The 18756-nt window shown below is 52.9% G+C and carries 18 protein-coding genes; 5 read left to right on the top strand and 13 right to left on the bottom strand.

Annotation, left to right across the window (positions count from 1 at the left end; genetic code table 11):
- Positions 1 to 132 precede the first annotated feature (132 nt).
- A complete protein-coding gene (gene thiC, locus EPA93_RS09430; protein ID WP_242527359.1) occupies positions 133 to 1923 on the bottom strand; it encodes a phosphomethylpyrimidine synthase ThiC in 1791 nt (596 codons plus the stop codon).
- A 614-nt stretch (positions 1924 to 2537) separates the two neighbouring features.
- Between thiC and EPA93_RS09425 the strand changes: the two genes are divergently transcribed.
- The gene (locus EPA93_RS09425; RefSeq protein ID WP_129886815.1) at positions 2538 to 3605 is read left to right on the top strand and encodes a hybrid sensor histidine kinase/response regulator; all 1068 of its coding nucleotides are present in this window, start codon (positions 2538 to 2540) and stop codon (positions 3603 to 3605) included.
- Between the two features lie 55 nt (positions 3606 to 3660).
- Here the strand turns inward: EPA93_RS09425 and EPA93_RS09420 are convergent, their stop codons facing one another.
- On the bottom strand, positions 3661 to 4041 hold the full coding sequence (locus EPA93_RS09420) for a VOC family protein (RefSeq protein WP_129886814.1): 381 nt from the start codon (positions 4039 to 4041) through the stop codon (positions 3661 to 3663).
- A 251-nt stretch (positions 4042 to 4292) separates the two neighbouring features.
- Between EPA93_RS09420 and EPA93_RS09415 the strand changes: the two genes are divergently transcribed.
- Positions 4293 to 5471, top strand: a complete 1179-nt coding sequence (locus tag EPA93_RS09415; RefSeq protein WP_165422981.1) for a low temperature requirement protein A — start codon at positions 4293 to 4295, stop codon at positions 5469 to 5471.
- 111 nt (positions 5472 to 5582) lie between these two features.
- Here the strand turns inward: EPA93_RS09415 and EPA93_RS09410 are convergent, their stop codons facing one another.
- Complete coding sequence (locus EPA93_RS09410; protein WP_129886812.1) at positions 5583 to 6551, bottom strand: DMT family transporter; 969 nt, start codon at positions 6549 to 6551, stop codon at positions 5583 to 5585.
- 109 nt (positions 6552 to 6660) lie between these two features.
- On the opposite strand from EPA93_RS09410, the gene EPA93_RS09405 reads away from it, so the two are divergent.
- Positions 6661 to 7542, top strand: coding sequence for a LysR family transcriptional regulator (locus tag EPA93_RS09405; protein WP_129886811.1), 882 nt, complete (start codon positions 6661 to 6663; stop codon positions 7540 to 7542).
- 132 nt (positions 7543 to 7674) lie between these two features.
- Here EPA93_RS09405 and EPA93_RS09400 read toward each other — a convergent pair whose 3' ends face one another.
- The 6 genes from EPA93_RS09400 to EPA93_RS09375 form a co-directional block, all read right to left on the bottom strand.
- Positions 7675 to 9654 (bottom strand): serine hydrolase domain-containing protein, encoded by a 1980-nt coding sequence (locus tag EPA93_RS09400; protein ID WP_129886810.1) that lies wholly within the window; start codon positions 9652 to 9654, stop codon positions 7675 to 7677.
- Between the two features lie 195 nt (positions 9655 to 9849).
- Positions 9850 to 11028 (bottom strand): RNA polymerase sigma factor, encoded by a 1179-nt coding sequence (locus EPA93_RS09395; protein ID WP_129886809.1) that lies wholly within the window; start codon positions 11026 to 11028, stop codon positions 9850 to 9852.
- A 186-nt stretch (positions 11029 to 11214) separates the two neighbouring features.
- Complete coding sequence (locus EPA93_RS09390) at positions 11215 to 12369, bottom strand: AAA family ATPase (RefSeq protein WP_129886808.1); 1155 nt, start codon at positions 12367 to 12369, stop codon at positions 11215 to 11217.
- A 22-nt stretch (positions 12370 to 12391) separates the two neighbouring features.
- The gene (locus EPA93_RS09385) at positions 12392 to 13177 is read right to left on the bottom strand and encodes an RNA ligase family protein (protein WP_129886807.1); all 786 of its coding nucleotides are present in this window, start codon (positions 13175 to 13177) and stop codon (positions 12392 to 12394) included.
- Between the two features lie 11 nt (positions 13178 to 13188).
- A complete protein-coding gene (locus EPA93_RS09380; protein WP_129886806.1) occupies positions 13189 to 13875 on the bottom strand; it encodes a class I SAM-dependent methyltransferase in 687 nt (228 codons plus the stop codon).
- A gap of 78 nt (positions 13876 to 13953) precedes the next feature.
- Positions 13954 to 14286: a putative antibiotic biosynthesis monooxygenase gene (locus EPA93_RS09375; protein WP_129886805.1), complete on the bottom strand. Its 333-nt coding sequence runs from the start codon at positions 14284 to 14286 to the stop codon at positions 13954 to 13956.
- A gap of 259 nt (positions 14287 to 14545) precedes the next feature.
- Between EPA93_RS09375 and EPA93_RS09370 the strand changes: the two genes are divergently transcribed.
- A complete protein-coding gene (locus tag EPA93_RS09370) occupies positions 14546 to 15037 on the top strand; it encodes a hypothetical protein (RefSeq protein ID WP_129886804.1) in 492 nt (163 codons plus the stop codon).
- A gap of 188 nt (positions 15038 to 15225) precedes the next feature.
- Here the strand turns inward: EPA93_RS09370 and EPA93_RS09365 are convergent, their stop codons facing one another.
- The 4 genes from EPA93_RS09365 to EPA93_RS09350 are packed head-to-tail and all read right to left on the bottom strand — an operon-like array spanning position 15226 to position 16353.
- Positions 15226 to 15549 (bottom strand): hypothetical protein, encoded by a 324-nt coding sequence (locus EPA93_RS09365; protein WP_129886803.1) that lies wholly within the window; start codon positions 15547 to 15549, stop codon positions 15226 to 15228.
- Between the two features lie 30 nt (positions 15550 to 15579).
- Positions 15580 to 15795: a hypothetical protein gene (locus EPA93_RS09360; RefSeq protein ID WP_129886802.1), complete on the bottom strand. Its 216-nt coding sequence runs from the start codon at positions 15793 to 15795 to the stop codon at positions 15580 to 15582.
- Positions 15782 to 16108 (bottom strand): hypothetical protein, encoded by a 327-nt coding sequence (locus tag EPA93_RS09355; RefSeq protein ID WP_129886801.1) that lies wholly within the window; start codon positions 16106 to 16108, stop codon positions 15782 to 15784. Before EPA93_RS09355 ends, EPA93_RS09360 begins: the two co-directional genes overlap by 14 nt.
- Positions 16105 to 16353 carry a hypothetical protein gene (locus EPA93_RS09350; protein WP_129886800.1) on the bottom strand — a complete coding sequence of 83 codons (249 nt, stop codon included), beginning with the start codon at positions 16351 to 16353 and terminating at the stop codon, positions 16105 to 16107. Before EPA93_RS09350 ends, EPA93_RS09355 begins: the two co-directional genes overlap by 4 nt.
- A 167-nt stretch (positions 16354 to 16520) precedes the next feature.
- Between EPA93_RS09350 and EPA93_RS09345 the strand changes: the two genes are divergently transcribed.
- Positions 16521 to 18518 (top strand): AfsR/SARP family transcriptional regulator, encoded by a 1998-nt coding sequence (locus EPA93_RS09345; RefSeq protein ID WP_129886799.1) that lies wholly within the window; start codon positions 16521 to 16523, stop codon positions 18516 to 18518.
- Positions 18519 to 18756 lie beyond the last annotated feature (238 nt).

Below are 18756 nucleotides of genomic sequence, written 5' to 3'. Positions count from 1 at the left end.
CTGCTGCTGCATTTCGTGAAGCATAGTTATATGAGCTTTCATGAATACTCCCCAATCAGAGCTTTATGTGTAATGTTCTGAGAAGATCTTACACCACATGTATTTCTACTGTCAATAGGCAGAATTTTCGGCTCAGGCCTGTTCGGCTTGATACAGCTCGCTGCCGGTTGCGCGAAACTCGCGCGCCTTCTCAGCCAGGCCAGCCGTAAGAGCCGCCTCCTCTTCCAGGCCCTTCTGACGCGCATACTCGCGCACATCCTGCGTAATGCGCATGCTACAGAATTGCGGGCCACACATCGAACAAAAGTGCGCTTGCTTGGCCGGAACTGCCGGCAGCGTCTCGTCATGGTAGGAGCGCGCCGTCTGCGGATCGAGGGCGAGATTGAATTGATCCTCCCAGCGAAACTCGAAGCGAGCTTTAGAGAGCGTATCGTCCCAGGTCTGCGCGCCCGGATGGCCCTTGGCCAGGTCGGCGGCATGGGCCGCGATCTTATAGGCGATCAGGCCAGTCTTGACATCCTCTTTGTTGGGCAGGCCAAGATGCTCCTTGGGCGTCACATAGCAGAGCATAGCGGTCCCGAACCAGCCGATCATTGCCGCCCCAATCGCCGAGGTGATGTGATCATAGCCTGGCGCGATATCGGTCGTTAGCGGTCCCAGCGTATAGAAGGGAGCTTCGTGGCAGACAGCCATCTGGCGCTCGACGTTCTCTTTAATCAGATGCATAGGGATATGGCCGGGTCCCTCGATCATAGCCTGAACGTCATATTTCCAGGCGATGCTCATCAGTTCTCCCAGCGTATCCAGTTCGGCGAACTGGGCAGCATCGTTAGCATCAGCAATACAGCCGGGACGCAAGCCATCGCCCAGTGAGAAGGAGATGTCGTAAGAACGCATGATCTCGCAGATCTCCTCAAAATGCGTATAGAGAAAGTTTTCCTGATGATGAGCCAGACACCAGGAGGCCATAATGGAGCCGCCGCGCGAGACGATTCCGGTGAGGCGTTCAGCGGTCAAGGGAATGTATGCCAGGCGCACACCTGCATGTATTGTGAAATAGTCAACTCCCTGCTCGGCCTGCTCGATCAGGGTATCGCGGTAGATCTCCCACGACAACTCCTCGATCTTGCCTCCTACCTTCTCTAGAGCCTGATAGAGCGGGACAGTACCGATGGGCACGGGAGAATTACGAACGATCCATTCTCTTGTCGTGTGGATATGTTTACCGGTTGAGAGATCCATTACCGTATCGGCGCCCCAGCAAGTCGCCCAGACCATCTTCTCAACCTCTTCCTTGACCGAGGAACTGACGGCCGAGTTACCAATATTGGCGTTGACCTTGACCAGGAAGTTACGCCCAATGATCATTGGCTCGCTCTCGGGATGGTTGATATTAGCCGGGATGATGGCCCGCCCACTGGCAACTTCGGCGCGCACAAACTCCGGCGCGACCTGCTCACGCAGCGCAATAAACTCCATTTCTGGTGTGATGAGGCCCCGGCGCGCATAGTGCATCTGGCTCACATTCTGTCCAGGGCGAGCTCGCAGTGGTCGCCGTTGCTGGCAATCAAAGCTGGCCAGGTTGAGCGCAGACTCACCGGGCTTGAGGGCATTATCGACAGGCTGCAGCGGGCGCCCCTCGTACTCTTCGACATCTCCACGCTCAAGTATCCAGGCGCGCCGCAGCGGAGCCAGGCCTTCCCTGATATCAACCGAGCTTGCAGGGTCGGTATAGGGGCCGCTGGTATCGTATACACGTAAAGGGGGATTTTCCTCGCCGCCCAGACGCGTCGGCGTTGGAGTCAGGGCAATTTCACGCCAAGGCACACGCAAATCTTGCCGCGAACCCTGCACATAGACCTTACGGCTGTTGGGAAAAGGACGGGGAAAATCGTTGGCATGTGTTACAGGTAATGACTTCACAATAAAACCTCCGTGTAGTGTCAGGCCATTTCTGGCGTGGCTACAAACTACTGGCCGGAGGGGAGACATGAGCAGAACAGATGGCCACGCTAGCCATTCAAGAATGATAGGCCGCCCAATCGCACAAGATCGACACAACCGGGTCACAAAAAAACCACGGTCATGCCTCCGCGCAATTGGCTACCGTGGTTACCATCTGCCGGACGCATTCCCTACGCTCGTCTTCCGTTCTCATGTTGCCCAACTCAAGAGCAACAGAGAACAGCTTATCGAGATCAGGTTCAAAGGGTTGGTGGGCTTGATCCCGCCTCTCAGCTACTCGCTCCCCTAGCGTTCCAGATATAAACGCTATTCTGTTGTAACATTAATACATGCCTATAAATGGACATGTATTATTACTATACCATAAAAAGCCTGACCCTGTCAGCCTTCAGGCAATGCTAAAAGTTGCTAAATAGGCTATCTATGAAACTATCTCTGCCCTTTCATGCGTATCTAAAGGGTAGCGGCGAGAGGTGCGAAGGAAAAATCAAGAAGAACTTCAGCAGCTTGAAGAGCAGAACGTGCCGCTCTGCCGCACGCTATGAAAGAGGAGGTTTTGAGAGAAAAGCTTTATGCCTACTCCACGCATTCTACTTGTTGACGACGATCCTGGCCTGTTACAGGCACTACCCCGCTTGATTACATTGCGCTTTCCGGATATCGCTGTGGAGAGCGTTGATAGTGCACAAGGAGCCCTTGAGCACATCCATATGCAAGATTACGATGCCATTGTCAGCGATATTAAAATGCCTGGCATGGATGGATTGGAACTGCTCACGAAGATACAGGAGCTGCGCATAGATACGCCAACTCTGCTCATTACAGGCCACGCTGATCAGGAGCTGATTCTGCAAGCCTTGCGCAGTGGAGCCTATGACTTTATTCAGAAGCCGATAGAACGGCTCTATTTTGTGGCAGCGCTGCAGCGTGCCATTCACACGCGCCAGTTGCGCCGGCAGGTAAGGGAGCAGCAACAGGCGCTGGCCCAACACGCCCAGTTTCTAGAACAACTGGTAGAGAGGCGCACGCGGGAATTGCTAGCAGCCAGCGAGGCTACCGAAATGCTGGTACGTGACATGCTGGATCTTTCGCTCATCGAAGCTAATGAGCTACAGATACATCCTACCCTTTGCGACCTGGTTGAAGTATGTCAGCAGGTCTTGCACGCCTATACCCTTGGCGCGGGCCTTGAGCTCTCTTTCGAAGCTGTACAGAAATCTATCCCTGTCGAGGTTGATCGCGACAGGATCAGCCAGGTACTCATCAATCTGCTATTTGCGGCGCGCAAATGGTCGCCCCGCGGCTCGCCGATCGCTATTCTTCTGCAGCAGACTGGCGACGAAGCGGTGATCTCGGTACACGAGACAGAAGTTGACCATAACAGAGAGGATATGCCAAATTATCTTGCCTACTTCTCGCAATATGAGGCCGCTGACCGCCAAGCGCACAATGTGAGCGATCAGGGGGTTGGGCTCTACCTTGCGCAAAAAATAGTTGAGCAGCACGGCGGACGCCTTGAGATGCAAGAAACAACGGCAGGAAAAGGACAGACCTTTTCGATAGTTCTGCCACTGGCAAGCAGAGAAAGCAGGCAGGAGCAAGAAACTCCATTTCAGCCGCCGCGCTGGCTCATCTCGTAACATCCCTAACAACTCTGCGCCATATATTGGCCTATAACCGAAGCTTAGAAAGGGGCTAGGCTGGCTCTTCGAGCACAGATAAGATATTGCCTGCGGGATCTTTAAACCAGGCAATCTTCGGGCCTCCGCTGCGCATGATCCCTTTCTCATCTGTCGCCAGATACTCTTCATTGTAGATCTCGAAGCGCACTCCACGCTCGACCAGCGCGTCTACAGCTTGCTCGATGTCGTCAACAGGAAAATTGAGGATGGTAAATGTAGCCGGCGTATGGTTCTCTTTAGGATAAACCAAAATATTCGTTCCGCCAGCGATATGAAGCGTTAACAGACCATGCTCCTCCGACACCTCTAGCCCAAGCGTTTGCCCATAGAACTGTTTCGCCTCGGCCAGATTGCTTACAGAAAAGCCGGAGAAGGCTTTCGTATTTTTGAACATCAACTTACTTCTTTCTATGCTTGCCCAACTAATGACTATACGAAATTTCTGCTTAAATCTCTATCAGCCTGCTCGAACTTCTCGCTTTTTCGCAGATAGTTCAGCCAGAGATGAGAGCTATCCCGCCAACAAGTGTAGCTTCCAGGCAGCATATTTTCTTCTTTGATCTTGCGCTCTTTTCTCCTTCCTCCGCGTGTATAATGAAAGAAGCTAGTGCTTTGTCAGACGACCCGGCGTTTTGGAAGGGACGAATGATGAGAGACACAGGACGCATCAGAGTCCTGCGCGAGCGGAGCGAAGACGAGGCTCGCGTAACCTCTGCCGAGCTGTTCTTTGACCTGGTGTATGTCTTCGCCGTCACGCAACTCACGCGCTATCTACTAGCCCATCTGTCGTTACGTGGCGCGGGTGAGACGCTGCTTCTGCTCCTGGCCGTCTGGCTGGCCTGGAACAGCACTGGCTGGACCACCAACTATTTCGACCCCGATACGCTCCCGGTACGGCTTATGTTGATGGGGGTCATGCTGGTAAGCCTTATCATGTCTGTCTCATTGCCCGAGGCCTTCGGAGATCGTGGCCCTGGCTTCGCATGGGCTTTCGTAGTGATCCAAATTGGCCGGACCCTATTTGCCCTCGCGGCCCTCGGTCGCCGAAACGTGCTGAGACTGATCTATCTACGAGTGCTGGTCTGGTGGTCGATCTCTGGCCTGCTATGGCTAGCCGGCGCACTGATGCATGAGGATATCCGAATCATAATCTGGGCAGCAGCTGTAACAATGGATTACGTCATTGAGTGGTGCGGCTTCCCTGTACCGGGTCTGGGCCGCTCCCGCACGGCAGATTACACGATCGTAGGTGGCCATTTAGCCGAGCGTTGCGAACAGTTCGTGATTATCGCGCTTGGCGAATCCATTGTGGATATCGGGATCAGCTTCGCCGAGCAGCCTTCAGCGGCGGCCACTGTCGCAGGATTCGCCGTGGCCTTCATCACCAGCGTTGCGCTATGGTGGATCTACTTCGACCGCGAAGCTCAGGCCGGACGCCAGGTGATCTCCGCCACGGCTGATCCAGGGCGGTTAGGAGTCTCGGCCTACACCTATTTCCACATCCCGATGGTAGCCGGTATTATCGCAGTGGCTGGAGCTTTCGAGCTGACCATCACGCATCCGACCGAGCAGGCTTCGGCGGCGCTGACTATCTTGATCCTCGGTGGTCTGGCACTATACCTGTTCGGCAATGCTCTTTTCAGGAGGGCTCTCTGGAATTATATGCCGTGGTCCCGACTGGTTGCCATCGTTGTGCTAGTGGCACTTGTACCGCTGACGATTATCTTATCAGCGCTGCTGCTCCTGACCCTCGCGACGCTGATCCTCGTTGCGCTCGGGCTATGGGATGTGAGCGCCGCACACATGAAGTTACGCGCACCATAGGCTTACCTGCGCTGTACTGCTCACGACCACTGACGAATTTATCAACCAGACCCTGGCAAACAGCAAGAAGCCGCAATGCACCTTTTTATCCTCAACAGCTTCATTTTCTTGTTATTCGTTTTCAGCTCTTTTCCCATTCGTTGCGCTTCTCTGTTTAGCTGTGTTGACAAGAATGACGCCGGCGAGCACCAGAAGTCCGCCCCAGAGCACCAGCCAGGCTGGAATTTCACCCAGCCAGAGCCAGGCCAGGCCAACGGCCACCAGCGGCACAAGATAGAGAAAGCTGCCAGCCGTTGAGCCGCTGAGCCGTGAAAGCGCATACGCCCAGCTCACATATCCCAGTGCTCCCGGAAAAATACCCAGATAGATGGCGGCTCCCGTAGCCGAAAAAGGGGCAAGGCGCACCTCGCTCAGCAGGCCGGGTGAGAAGATCAGGAGAAAAATAGTTCCGCTCCATATGGCATAGGCCGTACATTCAAAAGCCGAGTAGCGGCTCAAGAGAGCCTTCTGCCAGATTGAATAGAGGCTTTGCGCAAAAGCCGCACTCAAAACTAGTACTGCCCATAGGTCAACCTGAAAAGATGTTGTACTGCTCAAAGTAATAAAGGCAATACCAGCACAACTTATGGCAATACCAAGCCAGCCCCACAGACGCATCCGCTCCTTGAGCAGGAACATAGCCTCGACGGCCATCAAAGCGGGAGCTGAAGCCACGAGAAAGCTTGCTTCTGCCGCTGGGACGCGCACCTCTCCGCCATTAAGGGCAACATTGTAGAAGGCAATTCCCAACAGCCCCAGGAGGGCAAAGCGTGGCAGGTCGCGCCAGGCGGGAAGACTCATACGCGTAAACAGAGCATAGATGGCCAGGACAATAGAGGCAGTTACATAGCGTAGAAGGGCCACGTGGAACGGGCTATAGTGGGGTAAGGCCGCACGAATGCCGGGAAAAGCTGAAGCCCATAGGATGACCGTCAGGATTGCAGCCCCAGAGCCTCGCAAATCAAGCGCGAAACGATGTTGGAGCGCCTGCGCCTTGCCTGCCTCCGGCAAATTGCGCCCAGGAAGAGATAAGCGTTTCATAATGATTCCCTGCTCTTTCTTTGCTTTACAGATATTCTAGGCAAGGAGTATGATAAAGTCCAACGATTGATTATGATATCTACAATCGCTGAAAGTGATGGATAAGCTGGTGGAACTTCGTCAACTGATCATGTTTCAGACGCTAGCCCAAACGCTGAATTTTACGCGGACGGCCAAAACTCTCAACTATGTACAATCCAATGTCACCGCCCAGATCCAGAGCCTGGAGACGGAGCTAGGCGTGCGCCTGTTTGATAGGTTGGGCAAACGCGTCGTCTTAACTGATGCCGGGCAACGCCTCCTGCCCTACGTCGAGCAGGTCTTAGCTAGCGTGGATGCTCTGCGTGCCTCGCTCTCGACCCAGGATAGCCCCGTTGGCACGCTCACCGTGAGCGCGCCCGAGACGCTTTGCACCTACCGTCTGCCCAGGCTCTTACATCAGGTGGCCATTAACCATCCACGAGTACGCGTGCATTTCCGTCCAATCCCCGTCGCTGACTTACGCAAAGCCGTCAGCGAGGGACTGCTTGATGTGGCCTTTGTCCTGGAGGAGCCCATCCATTCAAGCCAGCTAAACGTAAACACGCTTCTCACCGAGCCAATTCAGCTCGTGGTAGCTCCCGGCTATCCACTTGCCACGCACAAACAGGTGGAACCGCTGGATATGGAGACCGAAACGCTCCTGCTGACCGAAAGCGGCTGCGGATACCGCGCGCTATTTGAGCACGAGCTGGCAGGAGCAGGCGTTCGGGCCAGCTCGATCGTTGAATTTAACAGCATCGAGGCCATCAAGCAATGCGTGATGCTGGGCATGGGTGTTGCGCTATTGCCGCAGATGGCGATTCAGGCCGAGGTGGCAGCGGGAAAAATGGTGATGCTTCCCTGGACTCGTCCGCTGGAGGTGCAGACGCAAATGATCTGGCACCGCGAGAAATGGCTCTCGCCTGCCCTGCAGACGCTTTTAGAGATGGTCAAGCAGATGCAATGGTAATGCCTTCGCTACGGTTATAAACTTATCAATTGTACGGAACAGCTCAATCTGTGCCAACCATCAGGTCTGGTCGGCACAGATACGTCCACGCACAGCGGCTTGAGCCTGCAAAGCCACATCATCCAGGCACGCTCAGGCTGGCCACTTTATCAGGTTCCAAAAAGCCAGGTCAACCACAAAGCCGATAGCCGCCACAGTTAGCAGCGTGTAATAGGCGCGCTGGCCCAGGTTCCAGGCTGGCCTCACCCACTGCCATACCATACAGATGAGCATCAGCACGGCCACAGCGATCGAGATCTGATCCGCAATGACGATGGCGTCTAGCAATGGGAGAGGTGCAAAGGCGACAGCTGGTATCTCTGTGGTAAACAATACAATGAACCCGAGCACAATGCCAATGCTCAGCACGCTAAAGATCCAGCTCGACCAAAGGGCGATTGTCGCACCAATGCTCCTCTTTGGAACGTTATTGCCCTGCTTGCGTCCAAACATAGAGCGCAAGAAGCGTAGTAACCCTTGCCAGAATGCGCTAAGGAAGAGAAGCAGACATACAGCGAGGAAAATCATCTGGAAAAGCTGCGTTTCGTACCAGGGAACCTTCTCAAACCCTTGCAAGGGATCATCATCAAGAAACATCAAGGTTCCTTTGCTATCGTGGCGGAAAACGATGCTTCTTGGCCCTGCAACTTCCTGGAAGAAACAAGGTGCAACTTCCGCTAATGTTATTGCTCCATCGCCCGTTGAGACAGTGATTTGGCCGTTGCCAGCATCGCTCACTTCATCCATCTTGAACAGATTGAATAACTTCAGGTACGAGGTTTCGTTGTGTCGCGTTGCCTGATAGCTTCCCACGATCTGGCCAAGGCAAGTGTTGGAGGCAGTAGATGCCTGCGGTGTCTGGGCGCCAGGAGCTGGAAAGTAGTGATTCATAAAGGCTTGCATAAACGTTTCATACTCTGATGGCCCTCCTGCATGGTTGAAAGAGATAAACACCCCTACATGTTGCTCTGGCAATAAAGCCAGCAAGGCCTGAAACAAGGTAGTGTCTCCGTCATGCTCAAGCAGGCGCTGATTATTAATGTTAGCTTCATAGAAACCATAAGCCATACCAGGTAAGCGAGGATCGTTGGTAAAGTGCTGTTGATGCATCTTCTGGGCAGTTGCTTCCTGGAGGATGCGCTGATTACCAAAGCTGCCATTTTGTAGATGGGCAAGCATAAAGTTTGCCATATCGGTCACCGTTGTGCTCAGGCCACCGGCAGGGGCAACTTCGATATTTTCAAAAGGTTCTGCGCGATACGCCCCGTTGGCGTAGGTATACCCCTGCGACATCTGCCGGGCGAGCTGAGCTGGCAAGGGCTGACGAAAGCTGCTGTGCGTCATGGCTAACGGCTGAAAGATGTGCTGCTCGGTGTACTGCTCAAATGACATCCCTGCTACCTGCGCGACGATATACGCGGCCAGGGTCGCTCCGTAGTTAGAGTAGACTGTCACCATCCCCGGTGGATAAATGCGTGCAGGGATATGCCGGGACAACCACGTACCCAATGGCGTCAGCTCGTCAGCACTCTTGACTATTATGCCATTTGTACTATCCTCAAAGCCAGTTGTCTGAGTCAGCAGATTCTCCACGGTGATTGGCTGTGGATAGGTGGCAGGAATTTTGAAAGTCTTGAGGTAGGTATTGACATCGGCGTGCAGATCCAACTTTCCCTCTTCCACAAGCTGCATGACGGCAGTCCAGGTGAACAGCTTGCTGACTGAGCCCACCCGGAACACCGTGTTGTCCGCCTTGACCGGCAGTTGCTGCGAGATATTTGCATCTCCGTACCCTTTGGCAAGGAGAAGGCGCCCGTCTTTGACGACCGAGACGGCTGCACCGGGAATATGATCCACCTGTAGCTGCATGTTCAGCACGCCGTCAAGAAAGCTTTCAAGTTCGTGCGGATCTCCCAGCACAGGTGCCGCCGGGGACGCTAGAGTTGCCGCATGTGTAGATGGTACGAAGCTGGCCTCAGCCAGCCCTATTAGCAATATCGTTATCAACAGTGTAGACAACGATAAACGTTTTAGCTTTAAAGTCCGCAGCACATTTTCTAAACCCACTAGCATATTTTATCCTCTATTTGAAATCAATAAGTTCATATTGGTGGTTGGTTAATTTGCCAATGCAGTCAACTCTCTAATAACAAATTCCTTCCTGGTGCTGCACGGTTCTTTCTTTGTATGGCGCAGCAGCGCAGGCACTCTTGGGGTTCGCACCAGGATTGATAGGAGTAGGCACATTTTCAGGTGGTAATGAGCGCATTAGCATTCGTGGATGCTGAGTACTTTCAATGTAGCCTGATCGATAATCACATCGAGTTGCGCAGCGTCAACCATGCTCCGAAAGCTGCTCACCAGGGCAGGGCGACCGGCAAAATCGATAGCACGTTCGGGCAGCCACTGCATCCGCGCATGTTTACGCCAGAACTGATGTGCTTCGCGCGTATCAAGGGTAAGATGAGGAAGACCATTGATTTCTACGTAACCACAATGGCGACAGGAGAGATAAGTAGACGGGTAATGAACCGGGCCATCAAGCTGAGAAACATCTGGAGAGTGGTGCACAATAAACTGCGCTGGTTGTCTACATTTAAAGCAGAGCACTTGCGAACCATTGATTGCTCCCCAGCAGTGATCTCCCAGGAGTAAAAGTTGACGATTCAGAAGAGATTTGAAGCTTTTAAGCTGTTGAATTTCGTCAAGCCACGCGCAGATATGCCCGCATTTAGGGCAGGTAAAACCTGTGATATTATCGGCTGGATTATAATATTTGACCAATTGCCCTTTACCACAGAAGGGACAGTAGATACGCGTTGCGAGTTGGGCCTGGCTATCGGCGGCTGTAGAGATACCAAAATCTGCGGCTTCAGCACTGAATTGGGTCGAGATAATTCGGCGCAGGGCAAGCTTACCACGATACAGGCGTTGGACGAGGGCATCTTCACTCAAGCCCAGACGCTCAGAGATTTCGTTATGCGACGATTCGTGAATATAACGCTCAATCAGCACCTCACGTACTGAGGGCGGTAACATCCCTAGCGCGCGATCCAGCAAGCACGCCAGTTCCTCGCGTTCAAGCTCAATCTCGATACTTTCTGTACCGGGCAAGAGCTCTGTCAGAGAGTCATCGTCATCATCAGTAGTGGCCAGGATAGCCACGTGGGTAGCATCATTATAGTGCTCGCGCGCCCAACGCTTACAGACATTGCGCGCAATCGCTGAGAGCCACTTCGACCAGTTTTCGGCCTGATCTTCGTCTCTTTGCTCAAACTTATCGAGATTGCGCCAGGCTTCGAGCAGCGTCTCCTGCGCAAGATCTTCGGCAGCATCAGGATTACCCGTTAAACGCGCGCAAAGACCTACAAGGCGCGGGCGTTCGCCGAAAAATTTTGTTTCGATAGAGTGATATTCAGGAGTGTTTTGTGATGAAGCCAATACCATTTATTTTTCCTTATCTACATTCTATTATATGTTATCGATAGAAGGGCTTGCCTACCAGGCATATCGCAACTTCTGGGAAAAACCTGACACAAATTTTTGCGGCTTTCCTCGCGCCATGCGTAGGCAGGTGGAAGCGCTGGATACAGAGATGGTCAAGCAGAGGCAATGGTAAGGCTTTTGCCGCGCTTATAAACTTATCAATTGTAACGTGTGGGCTTCGGTAAGATCGGGGACATCAAGTTTATTGAGCAGCTTATTGAGCACGTTTTCGGGCACGTAGGCGGCGCGCTCACGATTTCTGTGCAGAATCGTGGATAGAGGCGCATCGAGGTAGATAATGCGCACGCGCGCACCGTAGGAGACAAAAAAGTCGATGAGCTGGCTACGCAAGGGGGCCGTAACGTTGGTAGCATTCCAGACAAAGCCCCGCTGCTGACGCATAGAGATGCGAGCCTGTTCTTTCGCCACCTGGATGACCCGGCCCTGAGGCTCTTCGGGCGCTACATGCAAGCTCCGGCGCAGCTCGTCAAGCGAGATAACAGGCCAATCACTGAGATGGCGGGCAATCCAGGAATCTTTTCCCACGCCGGGCAGGCCTGCCATGAGCACCACTTCAAACGTTGTATCGTCATAGGCGGCATAGGTTGGATGAATGTGCTCGTTGTGGAAGTACACAAAGCGGCTATGCTCCGAGGCGAACTGATACGGACCCGTAAAACAGTTTTGCTCCTGGCAGAAATCGCGGAACAGCTCAATCCGGGCCAACAATTCGGCCTGATCGGTACAGATACGCCCGCGCACATCGGCTTCCGCCAGCAAGGCCACATAATCCAGGCGCGCGCTCATGCTGGCCCTGATGACGGCGCGGGCGGGATCAGGCTTATCAAGGAAGTGCAGCGGCAAGCCATGAAAACTTACAAGGCGCGCTATATGTTCACGTGCGGCAAAGGAAAGAGGTGCCTGCAACTCCTCACCGCTCCATAGCAAGCGGCGCGCCATATATGCACCTTTGCGCGCATGGCCACGCGAACTGATATGACCATCAGCTTCGAGCTGCGTGCATTGCGGCTTGGCCACATCGTGCAAGAGCGCCGCCGCAAAGAGCTCCTGACGTGCGGAAGGCGCTAAGCGACGCCAGGCTTCCAGGCTTACCAGCGCAGAGGCCACCATCCCGGTATGGATCAGGACATCGCCCTCGGCATGATAAAGCGCATCCTGAGGAACGCCGGCCAGCGCCCGTAACCAGGAAAATTGCTCCTGCAGAGCTGCCCAATCGAGCTGCCAGTGTGGCGGCTCGGGACAATAGGGAAAGCTCCATGCACATGCTACCTCTTCTTGCATCGTCTCATCCTTGCAATAAGCCTTAAAACAAGCTCACTCCAGCGCTCAGGCAATTGGGCAGAATTGGGCGATCCTGCCAATGGCTCTCAGAATCGAAGACGGTTTGCAGGAAGCCCCGGCGCACATATTTGTAGCGCTCCTGCACGTAGCCATCGGCCTCTACTTTCAAGTAGAGACCTTCCATCAAGCCGCTGGTATCGGTCTCCTTAAGAGCTTGCGCCACATTAAAATCCTTTTCCTGGCAGTAAGCTTGCAGGCGCTCTTTCAGATCTCCCCTGATAAAATGCGAAGGGCCAATCATACTCACAAGCTGCTCCATAGAATCGATTTGTCCCGTGTAGAGCACCTTCACTGAGGAGACGAAGGGCAGCAAGAAGAGAAATTCTTTGCGCCGCTCCGTGCTGAGAAAGCGCTCCTGCTCTTTATCAAAGATGTCAAATTCCAGGAAATAGTGAGGCAGATCGGTATAGAACATGGTATGCTTGGCATACAGCCATTCGCCGTACATAATATAGCGCGTGCCCAGCGTTTGCCAGAGCTCACCTGCGTAGCGATAGGCCCAGGCCTTGAAGAGATCAAACTGCTTCTCGCGCGGGCCGCCGCTCAAATAGTGACCCCGGCTCTGTAGTAAAAGCTGATTATCATCGCTAAAGCTGATTGCGCTATTGGCCCCGTCCATCTTCTCCTCAACCACAACATATTGCCCAGCCAGGCTACGGACCGGCATGACTGAAAGATCCTCATCACCGTGCTGAATGCCAGAGCCTTCCAGGTGATAGGTGCGTGGGTATTTATAAATCTTTTGCATAAGGCTTATTTTTATCCTTTGTGGGCCAGAGCAAGCATATGACCAGGCACATAATCAAAGCTCACGCGCCGTACGCCTTGTTCCAGCAAGAGATCCCGCAAGCTGTGCTGAGCAAAGAGATGAATATGCTCAGGATTATCATCCTCTTTGGAGGGAACCGACAGGATGACAAATTGGCGTGCGACACGGCAGATCTCGCTCAGGGCGCGGCGCGTATCGGGCACATGTTCCAGCACTTCTAGCATCGTTACCATCTCAAAGCTTTGCTCCGCGAAGGGCAATCTTGTAACGTCGGCCTGCACAGCTTGTAATTGTTCGATGCCCCCACGCTGCACGGCCTGGATGTCCGCTACGCGATAATCAAGCATATCAACGCAGGTCACGGCAAGCGTGGGAAAGCTATCCAATAGCGGCCAGAGAAAGGCCCCACGTCCACTCCCAATATCCAGAAGATTGCTTGGGTAGAGCCCTTTCAACATTCCTAGCACCTTCTGCACGCGCGGCAGCTCCATGCTACGTTTGAAGCGATGGATGCGCAGCTCCTGTTGTTGTGCGAGCTGGATAAGTTGCTGTATCTCAGCCTCTGTGAGCTCAGCGAGTGGCTTGCTGAAGAGTGAAGCATACTGCTGATCCGCCGGAAGCTTGTCACGAATATAGGCCGCGACAAGCTGCGGGAAATATTCAACCTGCCTTGTCATAACACGCGCATCATAGCATAGGTAGTGAATTGAGGCAACAAGGGTCGTTGCTCCTTTATCTCCTGCCTGTGCTCCACCTTAGCCTTTCTCTTCCTTCACCACTGGAGAATCAACCGACCAGGATACGCTTGATACGGTGGTACAAACTTGAGCCGTATATGACCCATAGAAGCGCTCCCAACCAAGCTGTATCATACGAATATGTTCAGGAAAGGCTCGCCATTGTTCGAGAGCTTGCATGGTTGCAAAGTGCTCAATAGCGACCCGATCTCCATTCTCTGCGGAATATTCGCTCACAGAAAGAAAGCCAGGAATTTGTTTGCCCAGGAGATACAGGTCTTTTATAAACTGATCATATTCTTGCAAGTTTACGCCAGCTCTGGGCCTATGTTTGAAAACTACGATAATCATCGCCAGCCTCCTGTCAGAATAATAACGTAACTTCAATGCTCCTCTTTAGTATAAGCGATGAGATCGTTGTAGTCACCGCTCAAAAGGCGAGCCATGTCCTGCACGAAGGGACAGATGTATTCCGAATTTGGCGGGATGGCTTCGGCTCAGATTCCAGGGTGAAGTTTTTACCCAATTCAGTAAAGAGTTGCCCATTCTACATAATATCATATATACTTTGGTATAGCCCGTTCTATATTATTTTTAAGAGGTGGAGCATATGACCCGAATTACCGATTTTACCGTGGAGGAAAGAGAAATCCTGGCTGCAGCACCCTTGGTGGTAGCTGGAACTTCTCTTGCTGTTATTCAAACGAACGCATTCAAAGTCCTCAAAACAGCCCTTTCACTCTACAAGATTGTGCACGATACAAGCAAGCAATTCCCCGAGAATGAATACATTCAGAGCATCTTTACCTCCAAAGAGGAAAATCACGAGAAACATAACGAACTGATCGAAAAACATGGAGGAAACAGTAAGGAGGAGGCAATCAACATCAGAAACCAGATATGTGCAAGGGCTATTGGTCTCCTCAACGAGAAAAGTCAGCCTCAAGAGGTCACCGAATATAAACGCTGGCTGCTGCAGATTGCGACAGAAGTAATGGACAAGGCGCGCTCCGATGGTTTTCTAGGTTTGGGCAAAGCTCACGCTGAAGCCGAAGTTGCCCAGGCGCACCAGGATTTCGCTGCAGTTTTGCAACTTACCTAATAAGCGCCTTATCTGCAGCCAATTGACTCTATGCAATTCTTACCACGCATAACACGCGTGGCCGGCAGGTAGCCCCCATGTCTTAAGAGGGAGCTACCTGCAGCCCTGCCCACCGCTGCTGTAGTGACTGCAGTTCGGCAGTTAAAGGCCTTGAACTTGCTATACATAATGAGGATGTATGGCGATCCTCAGTCGCTGGATTGCCCCTTGTCGTTTCGGGCCACAACAATCGTCTCGATATAGAGATCGCAATAGACTGTATCGCGCGGCTGCACCTGCTTGAAAGTTTGCCCATCGGGCAAGGTGATACGATAGCGGTCAGCTCGCGTGCGACTAAAAGGGATCAGGTGGCGCGTCGTCCCAAAGGGAAAGGTAATCAATGTCTGCCCGCCCTGCTTATCGATCAGACAGCCATGCAGGCGCAAAATGGCCTCCGCACGGGGCGCTATATCAGCTTTGAGCAGCACCGTGATTGCTGGGATGGTGGACTGATTACTTGTGTTTGTTTCCATGCGCTAAGCTCCTTGTTCGGTTCCAGCTGACTAGCGTAGCTCATCAGATTTCGTCGAATCGATGAAGACATAAAGATCCTGCTCCTCCGCATAGATGATGCGCACCTGCTGCTGGCGCAGATAGTCAAAACAGGCCTCATAGAGCGCCAGGGAGCGCCGAATGAGCGTCAAATCCTCAGTGCAATTGCCCAGGTGCATGACCGTGTTGAGCGTACGCAAGACGAGCTCAGGATCAGTGGTCGCCATGCTTCGGCTCCTGTTCGTGAGCGCTGAAGATCTGCATATAGGCCTGACAGCTCGTGCGCTCAGCCTGCTCTTCTCCAATGTGCCCGGCCATATGGCTCGTGAGCTGATCGACGCGCCTCATCCTGGCCGAGATAAAGCGATGTCGCGCCGTGCCGGAAGCCAGGCCGTTGAGCCCCTGCTGCATAGCCTCTAATTCCAGTTCGATCTGTGCGCGCAGGCTGGCAAGCTCGCTCTGCTGGCCTTGTTGGGCTGGCATAGTTTGGCGCACCTGGCCCTCAGCGTTATCGCGAGATGTCTCATGCTCCTTGCTCATCGGTTGGTGACCTCCTGTGAAACTGTGGAATACTGCAAGAAATAGCGCTGGCGGACGCGATCATAGCCAAAGCTGATATGATGCTGCAAAAGCCAGACGTAATGGATGTGAAAGATCGCCGCAATGCGCTGGCGCTGCTCTGCCGGCAGCCTGATATCATAGGCCTGATTGGCCTGGTTGAGCTTCTCCAGCACATTCAGCACTTCCTGGGGAGCGGGAACTTCAAGGGAAGGTATCGATAGCATATTTTCAATTTCCTTTCCACTCTTGATTTATGTACTTGTGTGAGAAGTACAGGAGAAGCATAGCTAGAAGTTGACGTAGCGCATATCGTATTAGATATCTGAATCAACAGAATAGCGGTATACATAGAAAATAACGCGATAATAGAGTATACTAAGGCGAGGAGGAGATGGGATGTGAGATTATTGCTATGGAGGGTGGAAGAATGGTCAATGAGGGTAATCAATCTATTCATGCGCATGTTTGCTTGCTTGGTATTTTTCTTCTTGAGAAGCAAGAAGAGCAGGGAGTGTGGAGATCGATAGAGCAGGATTTAGGAAAGAATAATTATGCGCGGGGCGTGCTCAAACGGCTCCTCTGTACGCCCGGGCGATGTTTGAGCCGCGAGAAGCTGATCAAGGATGTATTGCCTCCCACTAGAGATCCGAGCCTGGCCGAACGCTACTTGCGCGATGCAGCCTACAGAATTCGGCAAGCCCTGGGGAAAGAAGCGCTCAGCAGTACTCCGGTAAGTTATCACCTAGCCGATCAGGCAAGCATCTGGACAGACTTAGACGAGTGTGAGGCGCTGATGCGCGAAGCCGAGCGCCTTGATCTGGAACAGGCGCGGCAGCTATTGGAAAAGGCCTGCCGGCTCTATGAGCGAGGCGAGCCGCTGGAAGGGGAAACCGGGCTATGGCGCCATGCGATCTGTGCCGCCGTTGAGCAGGAGAAGAAAAGCTGCTTTCTGGCCCTGGCTTACACTTATGAGCAACTTTATCTCCACTGGAACGCTAAATGTATCTATCGCAAGCTGCTCACCCTCTACCCATTGGACGAAGCCATTTTATGCAGCATGCTGGCATTTCTGCAGCGCATTGGCCTGGCACACGAGGCTACTACCTGCTATGAGCAAGCCCGGCGCAGCTTTGCCGAAGAGGGTCTGGAACTTTCGGCCTCGACCCAGGCGCTGGCGAAAAGGCTAGCCCATATCCCTATCTCGCCCGAAGCTCTTGTCCCACCTTTGCTAATGCTGCAAAAATCGCAAGTAATTACGCCCCATGTTCTTACTACACAAGGTATACTAAAAGCAGAAGAAGATCATCTGCAAGAACAAAAGGGGCAAAACATGGATGCATTCCGCCGTCACTTGCTGGGAGCAGTCGCCGCCACCATCGTCACGCCTACCGCTGGATTAACGGATCTCTCGCTGGTCAATCGCTTTTCGCAGATCCTGGCCCAACCCGCCGAGATGGAAGAGCGCACAGTGCAGTATCTAGCCACAAAGACTAGCGACTACTGGCAAGATCGCACTACGGATGCCCTTGCCCCTTATGATCTGCTGGGCTATGTGGCCGAACATTTTCTCAAGATCCTGAGCTTTCTTGAACGCTCCATGCTGCCCAGCGAACGGGCGCGTTTGTGCGCTATCGCTGGCGAGACTGCCCTGTTAATCGGCGCGCTCTTCTTCGAATTAGGCGATAATCTTAAGGCCAGAGCCTACCATCAAACGGTAGTCCAGGCAGCACGGGAAGCAAACTTTCCCGAACTAGAGGCCGCTGGCTGGGGCTGGATGAGCTTCACCTGGTCCTATAGCCAGCAGCATCAGGAAGCGCTTTCCAGCATTCAGCATGCTCGCTCCTTTGTTACCGTGAAAACGGATGTGACGATGCGCGCCTGGCTGGCAGTCATCGAGGCCGAGGTGCAGGCTCATCTCAATGAGAAAGAGGCTTGCCTGCGCGCCTTCAGCGATGCCGATTGCATTCAAGATGAGAGGGATATTCGCTATGGCATGGGAATTGATTGCCTTAAATTGCTATCCTACAAAGGTGCAAGTTTCCCTCATCTCTATTCGCCGCAGGATGCTGCCTCGACACGCTTTCTTGTCCAGGCTCAGGAGGCCCTATCCCAGGCCCTGGCATCAGTCAATCCTACGCTGATACGGCGGCGCTCCACAATGCATACGGATATGGCGGGAATTTACTTGCAGCAAGGGGCGCTTGAGGAAATGTACCAGCATGCCTCCCAGGCGATTGGCCTGGCCCTGCAGGCGAAGTCGCAAGTGGCGGCCCAGCGCGTGATGAAGCTGCGCAACACTTTGGCCCAGCACAAAGACAACCGCTATGTGAGCCTGCTTGATGAGCAGCTTGAGCCCTTTTACTTGCCTGAATGGTATCAGATGAAGTAGCAAACTATAGAAAGATATAAAATGATTGACAGGCAGATGTTTACCATGGTATGGTAGGTGAATAATCTGCAATTGGAGGATTTGACACTTATGCCGAAGCCATTGTTCTAACTTTGTAGCATTGCCAACTTCACACAGGAAATGGCAAACCTCTTTGTCCCATTGATGATTTAGAATTCCAGAACCACAGGAACAAAGTTGTGTTTGTTATGGCATTGGTGCAAAGAGATGCATGGCT

Source organism: Ktedonosporobacter rubrisoli, from assembly GCF_004208415.1.
Lineage (GTDB): Bacteria > Chloroflexota > Ktedonobacteria > Ktedonobacterales > Ktedonobacteraceae > Ktedonosporobacter > Ktedonosporobacter rubrisoli.
Note: the sequence above shows the minus strand (reverse complement) of the source record. Positions and strands in the feature narration are given on the sequence as shown.

Bases quoted from the DNA above. Each gene is read 5' to 3' on its own strand.
- EPA93_RS09425 (WP_129886815.1), top strand. From the start codon at position 2,538: ATGCCTACTCCACGCATTCTACTTGTTGACGACGATCCTGGCCTGTTA.
- EPA93_RS09420 (WP_129886814.1), bottom strand. From the start codon at position 4,041: ATGTTCAAAAATACGAAAGCCTTCTCCGGCTTTTCTGTAAGCAATCTG.
- EPA93_RS09415 (WP_165422981.1), top strand. From the start codon at position 4,293: ATGATGAGAGACACAGGACGCATCAGAGTCCTGCGCGAGCGGAGCGAA.
- EPA93_RS09410 (WP_129886812.1), bottom strand. From the start codon at position 6,551: ATGAAACGCTTATCTCTTCCTGGGCGCAATTTGCCGGAGGCAGGCAAG.
- EPA93_RS09400 (WP_129886810.1), bottom strand. From the start codon at position 9,654: ATGCTAGTGGGTTTAGAAAATGTGCTGCGGACTTTAAAGCTAAAACGT.
- EPA93_RS09395 (WP_129886809.1), bottom strand. From the start codon at position 11,028: ATGGTATTGGCTTCATCACAAAACACTCCTGAATATCACTCTATCGAA.
- EPA93_RS09390 (WP_129886808.1), bottom strand. From the start codon at position 12,369: ATGCAAGAAGAGGTAGCATGTGCATGGAGCTTTCCCTATTGTCCCGAG.
- EPA93_RS09385 (WP_129886807.1), bottom strand. From the start codon at position 13,177: ATGCAAAAGATTTATAAATACCCACGCACCTATCACCTGGAAGGCTCT.
- EPA93_RS09380 (WP_129886806.1), bottom strand. From the start codon at position 13,875: ATGACAAGGCAGGTTGAATATTTCCCGCAGCTTGTCGCGGCCTATATT.
- EPA93_RS09375 (WP_129886805.1), bottom strand. From the start codon at position 14,286: ATGATTATCGTAGTTTTCAAACATAGGCCCAGAGCTGGCGTAAACTTG.
- EPA93_RS09370 (WP_129886804.1), top strand. From the start codon at position 14,546: ATGACCCGAATTACCGATTTTACCGTGGAGGAAAGAGAAATCCTGGCT.
- EPA93_RS09365 (WP_129886803.1), bottom strand. From the start codon at position 15,549: ATGGAAACAAACACAAGTAATCAGTCCACCATCCCAGCAATCACGGTG.
- EPA93_RS09360 (WP_129886802.1), bottom strand. From the start codon at position 15,795: ATGGCGACCACTGATCCTGAGCTCGTCTTGCGTACGCTCAACACGGTC.
- EPA93_RS09355 (WP_129886801.1), bottom strand. From the start codon at position 16,108: ATGAGCAAGGAGCATGAGACATCTCGCGATAACGCTGAGGGCCAGGTG.
- EPA93_RS09350 (WP_129886800.1), bottom strand. From the start codon at position 16,353: ATGCTATCGATACCTTCCCTTGAAGTTCCCGCTCCCCAGGAAGTGCTG.
- EPA93_RS09345 (WP_129886799.1), top strand. From the start codon at position 16,521: ATGGGATGTGAGATTATTGCTATGGAGGGTGGAAGAATGGTCAATGAG.